This is a genomic window from Mesorhizobium sp. M7A.F.Ca.CA.003.01.2.1 (assembly GCF_003998945.1).
Lineage (GTDB): Bacteria > Pseudomonadota > Alphaproteobacteria > Rhizobiales > Rhizobiaceae > Mesorhizobium > Mesorhizobium ciceri.
The window spans coordinates 1-13,455 of record NZ_RZRA01000034.1; the positions used below are offsets into that span (position 1 = coordinate 1).

Consider the following 13,455-nt stretch of genomic DNA (forward strand, 5'->3'; position numbering starts at 1 on the left):
GGTTGAAGGTGTGCTTGAGGATCGCCAGCCCCGCCATCAGCCGGGTCGGCAGCGGCGGCATGCCGGGGCCGTCCGAATAGACGGCGCCGAAACGCTCCTCCAGCACCGGCCGGTCGATCGCCTGCTTCATGTTGATGATCTGATCGAGCCTGGAGCGGAACAGGTCCTGCTCTCCCGTCTCGCGTGGCTTGGACATTCGCCGTCCCCTCGATTCGCCGCCGCCGAACCGAGTGAATCACGCTCCGCAGCACAAGGGAATCGCAAAACCGAATTGCAGGAAAACAGCGTCCAAATACCGCTAATCCTGCAATTCAAAAGACGCTATCCGCCTCAATCAAAAGGCCAGATCAATGGCTTGCGGATAGTTCACGGTCGACGAGCTGGCGGCCACGCATCAGGCTGGAGATCCATCAGCGTTTACATCGTTTTTCAACGGGCGGCTCAAGCTCCGTGTTGTTGCGCGGCGCGCAGCTTGTCGAACGCCTCTTAGACCGTCGTGTGCCGGAAGAGGATATCCTCTGGAATTTCGGCATCGACATTCCGACATCACACATCCGTGATAAAGGCGTTTGCGGCTCGACGGGACCCTCCAACCCGAGGTCGCGAACAGAACCTGAATGACTGCCTCGTTTGCTATATGCGAATTGTCCGTGGGCGCCGCCAGGAGCTGGAACCGGCCAATCGACTTTAATTCTGGCTAGCTGTGCCCAGAATCGAGAAAAACGCCGGATTCATGCAGGCACAGCGGCCAATTTGCAGGAACCACCCCCCTGGGCACTGCTACTTATCTGGAATGAGGGGACTGTGGAGCTTCCGTCAAAAGGAAGCCAGATGTTCCGGGTTGAGGCCGTAGATCATCGTGGTCGTGTGAACATGAAGTGATGATAAAGCCGGCAAACAGGGAGGATAAAATGAGCCAATACTCATATAATCGTCGTGCGCTTATGAAGGCAATGCTGGCGATTTCGGCGACCCCTTGGGGGATTAACTCGAGGGCGTTCGCCTCGTCGTGCGACGATCGCATCCTGCGAATCGGCGGACTGGGTGGAGGCCCTGATTCGATGAACCCCTTCGCCACTTGGGGCTCCTTTTGGCCCTTGGCTATTTGCTATGATTTCTTGGTCTGCATAGACGCCCAGCGATACGACGATCGAAAGGGCTTTGCCCAATCTTGGTCCGTCGCCGACGACAACCTCACTTGGACCTTCAAGATCTGGCCCGGCATGAAGTGGTCGGACGGCCAGCCTGCTACCGCTAGGGACGCGGCGTTCACTTATAGTTATTTGCACGATTCCATAGGCAAGCCCGACGAGCTAAACGTCGGGTGGAACAGCACCAGCGGTCTTGAGAACGTCGAGTCCATCAAAGCGTTCGACGACGAGACTTTGCAGATCGTGACCAAGTTCCCCGCGACCTGGCCAATAGACAATATCATAATGATCGTTCCCGAGCACATTTGGAAGGACATCAGCTATGCTGACGCACGCGTAACCTTCCGCAACGATCCGCCTTTGGTGGGTACGGGACCTATGATCGTTTCGGAGTTTCACCAGGGCCAGTTTACACGCCTGACGCCGAACCCCTATTTCCGTACGGGGAAGCCCCAAATCGCGGGGGTGATCCTGCGGTCCTTCGATGCCGCCGATCCGATTGCGCAAGGTCTTAAGAGCGGGGAACTCGATTATGGCAACTACCTGACGTCCGCCCAGTGGGCTGATCTCTCGAAGGATCCCGACATTGTAGTCGGTGAATCCCGCATAGCTCAGAAAACCTATCTCGCCTTCAACACCGCTTCGGGAGATGGCGCAGGTAGCACCAAGGCTCTGCAGGATCCGGCGTTTCGCGATGCGCTCGGCTACGCGATCGATCAGAAGGCCATCGTCGATCGAGCCATGCGCGGACACGCCGACCCTGGTGTCGGACTCGCAATGCCGGTGGCGGCCGATTACTATTCAGATCTGAACGACATCAGGCGCCACTTCGATCTCGCCGAAGCCAACCGCCGGCTTGACGCCGCAGGGTACCGGGACACGAACGGCGATGGCATTCGGGAGGACAAGGACGGGAAGAGTTTCCAGCTAGAGCTGGTGTCTGGACCTTCAGCAAATATAGAGATGCCGGTCGCGGCAGTGCAGTTTATCGCTGGCTGGTTGGAGCAAATCGGTATCCCTGTATCGGTGACTCGGCTCGACTCCGGTGCGCTGAGCGCCCGCGCCGCAGCTCCGGCGAAAGGCGGCGGAGGGTGGGATCTGCTCATTTCCGATACCTGGCAAGGCCCAACACCTAAAGACCTGCTCATCTTCGGCAGCAGCAATTCCATCGGCATCAAGAACAAGGCGTACTGGACGAATGCGGAGTTCGACAAACTGTTCGCGGAGGTGCAGGTCACCGTTGACCTCAAGAAAAACCAAAAGCTGGTCGACCAGGCAGCGCGACTAATTTATACTGAAGCGCCTTACATCGTACTATGTTACCCCACCCTGCTCGAAGCCCACCGGAGGGATTGCTTCGAGGGTTGGGGAAAGCAAGGCATCATGTCGATGGACAGCTACTTCCCATTCGATCGCTTGAAGCCGGTGCCCGCGCCGTGAACGGAGGGGGAGGGAGCCGTCACATCCTGCGCATCATCGTCAGGGCCTCTATAACCCTCCTGATGGTGGCAGTCCTGAACTTCATCCTATTCCGAGTTATTCCAGGTGACCCTGCATCTCTTTTGCTTGGCGGGGCGCGCGTCAGCGTCACCGCCGAGCAGATTGAGGCGCAGAACCAACGTTGGGGCCTTGACCGGCCGCTGTTCCCGGACCAGGCGGTCGACTACCTGTCGGCAACACTCCGCGGCGATTTCGGCTACAGCTTCAAGTTCAGGGGCAGGCATGTCGCAGACCTGATAGCGGAACGCCTGCCGGACACCATAGTCCTAGTCGGGGTTGCTCAGATAATGGCAATCGTTATTGGGGTGATGCTTGGGATCTACGCAGGCTGGCGCCGGGGAGGAGCCGGCGACCGTATCGCAACCGGAGCCTCTCTGGCGCTCTATTCTACGCCGGCTTTCTGGCTCGGCATGATCCTGGTGGTAATCTTCAGCACGGCATTGGGTTGGCTCCCGGGCTATGGTGCATACTCGCCCGGCCTGATCACGGGCTCTCTTGGTTCGTTCCTCGACTACCTGCAACATCTCACGCTTCCCGCCACTGCGGTGGCGCTTGGGCTAATCGGCCAGTACGTCGTCGTCGCTCGTGCCGCAATGAGTGACGTACTCACCGAGGATTACATGGTAACCGCACGGGCGAAAGGGCTGACCAACGGTCAAATGCTGATGCGTCATGCATTTCGCAATGCAATGCTACCGGTCGTGACCTTGATCACCCTCAATATTGGCTATGTGGTCGCCGGGGCCATCACTGTCGAAGCCGTTTTCGCCTGGCCGGGTATCGGCGGGCTGACGGTGGAAGCACTCAACGCACGGGACTACCCAGTCCTTCAAGGCATATTCCTGTTGCTTGGCGTTTCAATTGTTCTCGCAAACCTCGTAGCCGATCTTGCCTACAGCCTTCTAGATCCGAGGGTCCGACAATGAGCGACAATATTGTTCGATATTGCCCGCGAGGCCGGGCGCGCGCAATAAAAGGCTTTCTGCGTCAATTTCTCAGCTATGGCGGTGCTCAGGTGGGCCTCGTATGTCTGGTATTCTTTCTTGTTGTGGGAGCGGTCCCCAATATTCTGGCGGGACCGCTCCAGACTGCGATCAATGCAACTGGCGATTTCCTCGCACCCCCATCAGGCGAGCATCTGCTCGGCACGGACGAAATCGGGCGGGACGTGCTCAATCTGGTCCTCCATGGTGCCCGGATCTCGCTTACGATTGCGCTACTCGCGACTGTGATCAGCCTCGTCGTTGGGACTACAATCGGTACGACCGCTGGCTACTATGGTGGCAGGGTCGACGTCTGGCTGATGCGCTTGACAGACTTCTTTTTTGTCATGCCGTCCTTCGTGCTGGCGCTGGTCATTACACCCGTGGTTCTCGAGGTGATGGGGCGCGGTGGAGAAATCCTGGGCTTCCGTCCTTCTCTTTTCGTGATCATTGTCGTTATAGGCATGACAAGCTGGTCCTTTGTTGCACGTATCGTCCGGAGTCAGACACTGTCGCTTAAGGAGCGACCATTCATTGATCGTGCGCGCGTTGCGGGTAGCAGTAATTTCGGCATCATGGTGCGGCACATCCTCCCCAATCTCGTGCCGCAAATCGCAGCCAATGGTGCGCTGGTGGTCGCCAGCGCAATCTATGTCGAGACATCGCTCTCATTCCTTGGACTCGGGGACCCGTTGCAGCCTTCATGGGGCACTTTGCTTTCGCTCGCTCAGCGCGCCGGCGCGGCCAGTGCTGGAGCCTGGTGGTACCTCGGCGCCCCAGGACTGTGCGTACTCACGGTTTCGCTTAGCTTCGTCCTGATTGGCAGTGCCCTTGACGACACGTTCAATCCACGGCGGAGGGTGATCCCATGACCAGCTCCTCCCAGGACAAAACACCGCTTCTGGAAATAGACCGGCTCTCTGTCGATTATGGGCTCAAGGGCGTTTCATTGCGAGCAATCGACGGCGTAAGCTTCGCGCTCCGAGCCGGAGAGGCCGTGGGCCTCGTCGGAGAATCGGGCAGTGGCAAGACCACGACCGCGATGGCGATCGCTGGTCTACTATCACCCAACGCGCGGGTCAGCGGCGGCCAAGTGCGCTATCGTGGCAACCGACTGCCGATCGACGATGATGCGGCGATGCGGCCACATCGCTGGAGCGAAACGTCCGTTGTCTTCCAGGGCGCGATGAACGCACTTAATCCTGTTCACCGCATTATCAAGCAGATCGCCGAGCCATGCATGCTGAAGCTCGGCATGTCGCGGGGCGAGGCGACCAAGCGGGGAAGTGAGTTGCTTCAACTGGTCGGCATCCCGGCGGATCGTGGTTCCGCCTACCCTCACGAGTTGTCGGGCGGAATGCGACAAAGGGTGATGATTGCCATGGCGCTCGCGTGTCGACCTTCGATTATCATTGGTGACGAGCCCACCACAGCGCTCGACGTCATCACTCAGGCTCAGATCCTTAACCTGCTAGGCGACTTGCGATCGCAGTTGAGCCTCGCCCTGATTTTGATCACCCACGACCTTTCTGTGGTGGCTAAGTGTTGTGATCGCGTAATGATCATGTACGCGGGCCGCATCGTCGAGGATGGCACTGTCGCCGAGATTTTCGCCCAGCCCAAACATCCCTACACCCGACAGCTGATCGAATCGATCCCGAACCCAGCGAGCGGCAAAAAGATGATCCGGCCAATACCGGGTGATCCTCCCAACTTGGTGAATCGACCCTCGGGCTGCGCTTTCCATCCGCGTTGCCCGTCGGTCATGGGGGGGTGCGCGACCGAAGTCCCCAGCCTCAATAAGTTCGGGCGGGGACGTGTCGCCTGTCACCTTCACCGGTCCTTGACGCAAGAAGACAAGGTCGCTGTTCATGCCTGACACTGCCGGCATCCTGCGTCTCGAGAGCCTGCAAGTTCATTTTCCTATCCAGGGCGGTCTGTTCGACCGTGTCCTGGGCCGATCTGTCGGCGCCATGCGCGCGGTAGACGGGATCGACCTCAACGTCGGGCGGGGCGAGATCGTCGCCCTGGTCGGCGAATCGGGAAGCGGCAAGACCACTGTGGGCCGCGTCATCACCAAGCTTGCCAAGCCGACTGGCGGCAGAATGCTGTTCGAAGGCCGCGACATGAGGTCGGTAGAGGGCTTCTCGGCTCTACGTCCGTACCGGCGTCGCGTGCAAATGATCTTCCAGGACGCTTATCAGGCCCTCAATCCGCGACACACCGTGTTCGACATCGTGGCGGAGCCGTTGCAGTCCCTGCGGCTGGTCGGTAACGCCACTCAACTCGCCGACCGGGTGAGTGAAGCGCTTGCGGCCGCTGGGCTCAATCCTCCCGGCGATTTCTTCGCCCGCTTCCCGCACGAGCTATCCGGCGGGCAGCGCCAGCGCGTCGTGATTGCAGGAGCGCTTGCCGTCCGGCCGGAACTCATCGTTGCTGATGAACCTGTATCGATGCTCGATGTCTCGATACGCGCTCAGATTCTTCAGGTCCTGGTTGACTTGCGCGACAGGCACAACATGGCGCTGCTGTTCATCACCCACGATTTGCCCCTTGCCTGGCTGATCGCCGACCGGATTGCGGTCTTGTATCTTGGAAAATTGGTCGAGATTGGTAGCGCCGACGAGATCACATTCAACCCTCGCCATCCGTATACCGTCGCCTTGCGCAACGCCACACCGCAGATTGGCGGCAACGCAGGTCGCGCCGAGTTGCCGGCCCTGCAGGGCGAGGTTCCAAGTGCCGCGCGCGTGCCGAAGGGCTGCCGTTTCCATCCTCGTTGCCCGCTTGCCTTCGACCGTTGCAAAGCTGAGGAGCCGCCGGCGATCGAAGTTGGACCACAGCACCTGTCAGCCTGCTGGCTCGCTAAGTGAAAGGCATGCAATCAGCGCCACCCCAATGAGCGTATTCCATCTGGTATTGCACAGGCAGGTGGGCTGGAACACCACCGTGCAGATAGAATGCTGAGACCCGTCGAAATTGGCCACTCCATCTTGAATCAGTCTCAATGTCTGGGAGGCACTCTGAAGTGTGTAATGAACTAGGCCCGATTAAACCGCCAACGCCGCGATACGAAGTGGTTTTGCAGACCGGCTTGCGCGTTCCAATGCGGGACGGCGTTGAGCTCGCCACGGACCTGTATCGGCCTATTGGTTACACTGGGGAACTCGGGTCAATCCTTATCCGAACTCCATACGGTAAGACGCCCTATCGCTGTCCGGTTGAGCCTCGCCACAAAGTGGCAAGAATGTTTGCTGGACAAGGGTTCGCTGTACTTGTGCAGGAGCGTCGTGGCGTCTTCGATTCCGGCGGCGTATTCACGCTCAGGGAACATATAGGGGACGACGGTTATGACACGCTGTCCTGGATTTCGCAGCAGCCATGGTCGAATGGACGCGTGGGCACATATGGGTGCTCGGCGCTTGGTATCGCGCAGGTTTTGCTGGCGCAGTTGTGCCATCCAGCCCACCGATGCGCAATTGCGCAGGGATCGGGCGGCGCGAACGGCTCTGCCGGAGGGCGATATCGCAACGGGGATCTCCGTCTCGGCGGTGCGGTGGAGGTTGCCGCGTTTGTCCCCTGGTTCCACCAAACCGCAGCGAAGGACCGGTCCCGAGTGCAACCGAAAAGCGATGAGGAGTATCAGCGGGCTTTCGCGTCGCTGCCGCTCGTCAACATGCTTAAGAGCCTTGGGGGACCGCCGACTGACTGGGAGGACTGGGTCTCGCGTGACCCAGGCGATCCCTGGGGGGATCGGAATGGGATGCTTAGCGAGGACTCGACCATCGACGTCCCAGCCCTGTTCGTGAACTCGTGGTACGACGTGGGGGCTGCCGACGCGCTTCACCAGCAGCGCGTTTTTAGTGCTCGCGGATTGAGCCCGGCGGCACGCGATCACCAACATATCATTCTGTCGCCAGCCACGCATTGTGGCACCGAGAGTCTCAAAGCCCCGACGGTTATCGGCGAGCGCGAGCTGGGCGACGCGCGCCTGGATTGCTGGCAGATCTACCTGGACTGGTTCGACTGCTGGCTGAACGACAAGCCCGACCGGATCGAGGGAATGCCCCGCGTCCAGTACTACGTGATGGGTCGCAACGAGTGGCGTGCCGCGTCAGAATGGCCCCCTCTTGGTGTGGAACTGCAGCACTGGTTCCTCCGCAGCGGCGGGAATGCCGCGACCCGTCTAGGCGACGGGACTCTTGATGTAGAGCCTCCGAGTGCCGACGAGCCGGCTGACACGTTTACCTACGACCCTGGGGATCCGGCGCCGTTCTTGGGGATGGACGGCGGGAAGTCAAGTGGAACTACTATAGGACCCCGCGATTACCAGGACGTCCAGCTTCGTCCAGACGTCCTCTGCTTCACTTCACCGCCCCTCACAGAGGGCATGGAGGTTACCGGATTTGTCCGGGCGGTCCTCTTCGTCTCTTCTTCGGCCCCGGACACGGACTTCGTGGCCAGACTGTTGGACGTACATCCCGATGGCCGTGCGATTGACGTGGTGGACGGGATACTGCGCGTCCGCTATCGCGAGGGCTTTGATCGGGCTGTTTTCATGGAACCGAGCGTTATATGCAAAATCGAGATTGATCTCGACGCCACAAGTAATTGGTTTCCGGCCGGCCATCAAATTCGCCTGGAAATCACTAGTTCGGCCTTCCCGCGGTTCGACCGCAACCTGAATACGGGAGGTAACAACTGGGACGAAACTGAATGGGTAGTGGCTCGGAACACGATTCATCACTGCGAGCAGTTCCCCTCCCACGTACTGCTTCCTGTGATGACAGCGATGGGGTCCCATGCCGGCAAGGCGAATTTGAACAGCATCGCTAGGTGTTTAGATTGTGGTATTCGGCTTTGCCCCCCGCCTTGAACGGGTTGTTTTGAAGTGCTGCGCTTCGAGATGATGACAAAACGTGGTCTGTGTGAACAGCCACAAGCATCAGGAAAGGAAGCGCAGCATGAAAAATTATGCCGGACTGGACGTCTCCGTGAAAGAGACCACCGTTTGCATCGTGAGAAGGGCGCCGAATTTGCCGAGAGATGAAGGTTGCTAGTCATCCGGACGATCTTGCTGACGCATTGAAGAACCCCGCATGGAATCTCGCCCGGATCAGGCTTGAAGCCGGCCCCTTATCCCAATGGTTGGTCTGGCGGCAGCCGGACTACGTGACCTGTATCGAGCCCCGTCATTCCAAGGCGTTCTCAAGGCACAGGTCAACAAGACCGACCGCAACCATGCTCGCGGCATCGCGCAGATATGCGGGTTAACCTGTTCCGGCCCGTGCATGTCAAGAGTAAGCGGTATTCTCGGGCCACGGCCTTGAGCTCGAGCTTGTTGATGTAGACCCAAGGCAGGAGATCGTCGATCTGGCTGTTGGGGTGGCCGTTGACGATCCTGGTGAGGACATCGGCGAGATAAGCCGAGCGGTTCGACACCATTGAGCTTGCAGGTTTCGATCAGCGAGGCGATGACTGCCCAGTGTTCGGCGCCGCCGTCAGAGCCTGCGAAGAGCGCGTTCTTGCGGTTGAGCGCGAAGACTGATTCATTATGCACCCCCTCTTCAAATGGCGGGAAACAGCGATTTCTGATTATCGTCGTTGATGATACGCGGAGATTTGCGCGCCAAATCGGCCTTGATCCGTTCATCTTCAAGGTCGCTGGCGCGGATCTGGTAGGGCGCGCCGCGCATGACCTGCTCGGCTGGTAATATGCCGTCCCTGACGAACCGGCGGATTTTGACGTGCGACACGCCAAGCTTCGCGGCCGCGTCCGACATGGTAAGCCACTCGCCGTTCTTGTCGGAAGACCGATAGCCGCTGATCTTGTGCACCGTGCGCAGGGATTGGACGCGTCGCGCCGTCCAGGTCTTTCCCTGACCCGTCTTCATGCCCATGCGGTTGAGTGTGGCGGCGATTTCGGCATCCGACCATCGCGTTGCCATGGATCGCATGACCGCCAGAGCCTCCTCAGGCGTACTCTGGCCATGCTCTCCGGATTTGGACTTGCGAACCCTTACCTGGGAATGCTGGCCCCCATGCCAATGGATGGTCAGGATCACATCGCGCGCGTCGTCATCGACGTCCGCCACAATGTCCTTGATGAGCGCGCGCAGCAGTTGCTGACGGAACCGCATATCGACACCCGGCGCATTCCAGGCGGCTTCGAGATCCTGGGCGAGGCCGGTGAAGTCAGGGATCGCGTCGACAGGCTCCATACGCTGGACTTCACTGAGCCGGGCCTCGCAGGTCTCCACGCGCCTGAGCCTAGCTTCCCAGTTCCTCTCGAGCTGGGCCGCTATAAGCCGGTTCTCCGGGTCGCAGGCGGCGTAGCGGCGCTCGGCGAGCGATGCCTCATAGCGTGCCTGCTGCAGGTCCATCTCGATCATCTGCCGCCGCCTGGCTTCGCTCTCCAGCTGCATCTGTTCAGCCTCCAACGCCGCCTCGATCGCCATCGGCGCAACCGCCTCCAAGGCTTCGCGGGCCACCGCCGCATCGGTGCGAAAGCCGTTGAACGACATGCATCGCGCCTGCGCCATCATGGTGTTCTCGCAACGATAGACCGGGTAACCTTGGCCACGTCCGGCATACGTGACAACCAGTCTTCGCCCGCATCGACCACAGGAGAGAAGACCCGGGAGCAACGCGCGACCGCCGCGGCCCGACTTGACGCCGCCGGCTTTGCCATAGGCGTTGGCGGCGAGAAGTTCCTGGTTCCGTTCGTACTCGCTCCATCCGATATAGCCTTCGTGATGCTCCTTGAGCACCACCGCCCAATCGCTGGCCGGCTTGTAATGACCATAGCTCTTGCGGACGCGGCCATCCACGATCTCGGTGCGCTTCTCGCTCTTACCATAGACATAAGCGCCGGCGTAGAACGGGTTCTTCAGGACGGAGATCACGTTGCGGTAGCGGACCGGAACCCAGGCGAAGGACACCATCTTCTTGCCGTCGGAGGGTCTGGGGAAATGCACGCCATCGTCGATCATCGAGATCAGGACCTGGCGGGCACTGCCGAGTTCGCGGAAACGCGCGAATATCAGGCGAATGGTCTCCTGCAGGCGTATATCGGGATCGAACCCGAGACCGTAATCCCGGTGCCAGACGTAGCCGAAGGGCACAGAGATGCGCAGTTCGCCGCGCTGTGCCTTGGCGCGGTCAGCTTCGTACATGCGAGCACGCAGCACCCCGAGTTCGAACTCGCTTATGCTCCCCTTCATGCCGAGCAGCAGGCGATCGTTCGGCAGTCCCGGATCGTAGACTCCGTCCAGATCGATCACCCGTGCATCGACTTCGCCGCACAACTCGAGCAGCCGATGCCAGTCCGGTCCGTTGCGAGACAGGCGGGACGCCTCCAGGCAAAGCACAGCGCCCACATGACCGGTGCACAGATCGTCGACCAGGCGTTCGAAACCGGGACGTTCCACAGCTCCACTTGCGGTGCGTCCCAAGTCCTCGTCGATCACCTCAACCTTGCGGAATCCCCAGCGCCGCGCGACGTCGACCAGCTCATATTGCCGACGCTGGCTCTCAAGATTGAGCTGCACTTGCGCCTGCGTGGACTGACGTACATAGACAACGGCCTTGCGCTTGAGGATGGTGGCCGGAATCAGATTACGGCTCGTCATCGCGGCTCTCCTCCGTCACGATACCGGCGGCGGCCATCAGCACATTGGCGAGCCGGGCGATCACGATCGTTCGTTGCGCTGCGCTCAGCCCGACTAGCTTGTGCGAGTCGAGCGCATGCTGAGCTGGCGAACGATCACGAGAGATCGTGTCGGTGGCGGCAAGGTTCTCATTTTGAGTCTCCCCGATGATGAAACCATCCGGAGAGCCTCGCCGGAAACGGCGCTGGATCAAGAGCTTGTTCAGTTCAAGCAGTGCAGCAAGCGACGCGCGCGGGGAGCCCAGATCCATTGCTGCGCACGGGACTTCGACCTCCTGCCCAACATGGGCAGAATGACCCCGAGATTGCGATCGGACGGATCGAGCGTTCGACGGTGTTGCTGTCGATCTCGATGCGGCCGTCGTCAAGGAAGTGCGAGAGGCCTTCCCAGCGTGAGAGCGTGTAGCGGATTGCCTCTGCGAGCTTGGTCTTCTGACTGATCAGGCCGAGCTTCTCACGCAGCCAGGGTTCGAGATCGGCGACGATGGCGCGGCTTTTGTCCTGACGCATCGCGCGGCGCTCGTTGGCCGATCGGCCACGGATGTCATCCTCGATCTTGTAGAGTTCGGCGATCCGTCTCAGCGCGTCACTGGCGATCGGCGCGGGACCGGCTGCTGCCAGTTCATAAAAGCGCCGACGGACATGCGCCCAGCAGAAGGCGAGCGTGACGCCGCTTTTGTCGGCCAGCACGCGATAGCCGCCATAGCCGTCGACCTGCAAGATTCCGGTGAAGCCTGCGAGATGAGCGATCGGACGCTCGGCCTTTCGGTCCGGCGCATAGACATAGGCGACGCCCGGCGGGTCGCTCCCCTCCCATCGTCGGTCATCGCGGGCATAGGCCCAGAGTTGACCTGTCTTAGTCTTGCCGCGGCCGGGATCGAGCACCGGCGCGGTCGTCTCGTCGGCGAAGAGTTTTGCCGAGGACTTCAGCTTGCCAAGCAGCCGCTCATGCACCGGACGCAGGTGCCAGGCGGCGCGGCCGACCCAGTCGGCGAGCGTAGAGCGATCGAGATTGATACCCTGCCGGGCGTAGATTTGCGCCTGACGATAGAGCGGAAGGTGATCGGCATATTTTGAGACCAGCACCTGGGCGACCGTTGCCTCGGTCGGAAGACCACCCTCGATCAGCCGGGCCGGCGCCGGAAGCCTGAACCACGACGTCCTCGCAGGCGCGGCAGGCATATTTGGGCCGGCGCACGACGATTACACGCAGCTGCGCCGGAACGATGTCGAGCCGCTCGCTCACGTCCTCGCCGATCCGATGCAAGCCATTGCGGCAGCATGGGCAGGCATGGTCCTCGATGTCGACGACCATCTCCACGCGCGGCAGATGGGGTGGCAGCGCGCCCCGGTTGGCCCGGCGCCTCGTGGCCTTTGCTTGCCGCTCGGCGGGAGCAGATTGCTCCTTCTCTTCCTCACCGGCGGCCTCGATCTGCTCCGCCTCTTCGAGCCCCAGCAGCAATTGATCCTCGGGGAGCGTCTCGGCACGCCGGCCGAAGCGGTGACGCTGCAATTCCTTGATGATCTGAATCAGACGGGCATTCTCGACGTCGTGCGCCAGGACCATCGCCTTCAGCGCGTCCGGATCGTCGGGAAGCTGGTCAGCCGTCATCGCCATGAACGGATCAGACCATATTCGCCGACAGCCCGCGACAGCGGAATCTAGGCTGATTCACTTCGTCGCGGGTCAGCCCGCCTGGGCTGGCACGCGGGTCCGGCGCGCCTCATGGACTCGCCGCCAGTCGAGACCTTCGAGTAGCGCCGAGAGCTGCGCGGCCGTCAGCCGCATCATGCCGTCATGCACTTTCGGCCAGCGGAACTCCCCATCCTCCAAACGCTTAGCAGGCAAACCCCGGTGCCATCCCAGAAGATCAGCTTGATCCGGTCAGTCCGCTTCGCCCGGAAGACGTAGACGGCCCCGCTGAACGGATCGGCCCCCATTGTCTCTCGCACCAGCGCCGCCAATCCCTCCGCACCCTTGCGGAAGTCGACGGGCTTCGTCGCCACCATGACCTTGACCGCACCCGTCGGCCCGATCACGACGTCGCCTTCAGCGCGCGGATCACTGCGGCCACCGTCTTGGTATCGGCGCCCCGGCCGACGCGCATCGCGATGCCGTCGATCTCAAGCTCGATCATGCCGGCATCTCGGG

Annotated in this window: 8 protein-coding genes and 5 pseudogenes; 7 read left to right on the forward strand and 6 right to left on the reverse strand. The window is 60.6% G+C overall.

From position 1 onward, the window contains the following. Positions 1-196, reverse strand: a pseudogene (locus tag EN969_RS03190) (IS5/IS1182 family transposase); the annotation flags it as partial. A 715-nt stretch (positions 197-911) separates the two neighbouring features. Between EN969_RS03190 and EN969_RS03195 the strand changes: the two are divergent. From EN969_RS03195 to EN969_RS35805, 7 genes and pseudogenes are all read left to right on the forward strand, one after another. Then, the gene (locus EN969_RS03195) at positions 912-2,591 is read left to right on the forward strand and encodes an ABC transporter substrate-binding protein (RefSeq protein WP_063170379.1); all 1,680 of its coding nucleotides are present in this window, start codon (positions 912-914) and stop codon (positions 2,589-2,591) included. Then, positions 2,588-3,577 carry an ABC transporter permease gene (locus EN969_RS03200; RefSeq protein ID WP_063169344.1) on the forward strand — a complete coding sequence of 330 codons (990 nt, stop codon included), beginning with the start codon at positions 2,588-2,590 and terminating at the stop codon, positions 3,575-3,577. Before EN969_RS03195 ends, EN969_RS03200 begins: the two co-directional genes overlap by 4 nt. Further along, positions 3,574-4,506, forward strand: a complete 933-nt coding sequence (locus EN969_RS03205; RefSeq protein ID WP_063169343.1) for an ABC transporter permease — start codon at positions 3,574-3,576, stop codon at positions 4,504-4,506. Before EN969_RS03200 ends, EN969_RS03205 begins: the two co-directional genes overlap by 4 nt. Next, positions 4,503-5,513, forward strand: coding sequence for an ABC transporter ATP-binding protein (locus tag EN969_RS03210; RefSeq protein ID WP_063169342.1), 1,011 nt, complete (start codon positions 4,503-4,505; stop codon positions 5,511-5,513). Before EN969_RS03205 ends, EN969_RS03210 begins: the two co-directional genes overlap by 4 nt. Then, positions 5,506-6,507, forward strand: coding sequence for an ABC transporter ATP-binding protein (locus EN969_RS03215; protein WP_063169341.1), 1,002 nt, complete (start codon positions 5,506-5,508; stop codon positions 6,505-6,507). Before EN969_RS03210 ends, EN969_RS03215 begins: the two co-directional genes overlap by 8 nt. 233 nt (positions 6,508-6,740) lie before the next feature. Beyond that, positions 6,741-8,510, forward strand: a complete 1,770-nt coding sequence (locus EN969_RS03220; RefSeq protein WP_245465400.1) for a CocE/NonD family hydrolase — start codon at positions 6,741-6,743, stop codon at positions 8,508-8,510. Between the two features lie 88 nt (positions 8,511-8,598). Then, a pseudogene (locus EN969_RS35805) lies at positions 8,599-8,936 on the forward strand (IS110 family transposase); the annotation flags it as partial. 44 nt (positions 8,937-8,980) lie between these two features. On the opposite strand, the pseudogene EN969_RS03230 reads toward EN969_RS35805, so the two are convergent. From EN969_RS03230 to tnpB, 5 genes and pseudogenes are all read right to left on the reverse strand, one after another. Continuing rightward, a pseudogene (locus EN969_RS03230) lies at positions 8,981-9,173 on the reverse strand (transposase domain-containing protein); the annotation flags it as partial. Between the two features lie 28 nt (positions 9,174-9,201). Then, positions 9,202-11,265 (reverse strand): recombinase family protein, encoded by a 2,064-nt coding sequence (locus EN969_RS03235; RefSeq protein WP_063169338.1) that lies wholly within the window; start codon positions 11,263-11,265, stop codon positions 9,202-9,204. Next, complete coding sequence (locus tag EN969_RS35205; protein ID WP_063169337.1) at positions 11,252-11,554, reverse strand: hypothetical protein; 303 nt, start codon at positions 11,552-11,554, stop codon at positions 11,252-11,254. The genes EN969_RS03235 and EN969_RS35205 overlap by 14 nt, the downstream gene beginning before the upstream one ends. Before the next feature lie 49 nt (positions 11,555-11,603). Further along, a pseudogene (locus EN969_RS03240) lies at positions 11,604-12,921 on the reverse strand (IS66 family transposase); the annotation flags it as partial. A 69-nt stretch (positions 12,922-12,990) separates the two neighbouring features. Continuing rightward, positions 12,991-13,343: pseudogene (gene tnpB, locus EN969_RS03245) on the reverse strand (IS66 family insertion sequence element accessory protein TnpB). Positions 13,344-13,455: the final 112 nt, after the last annotated feature.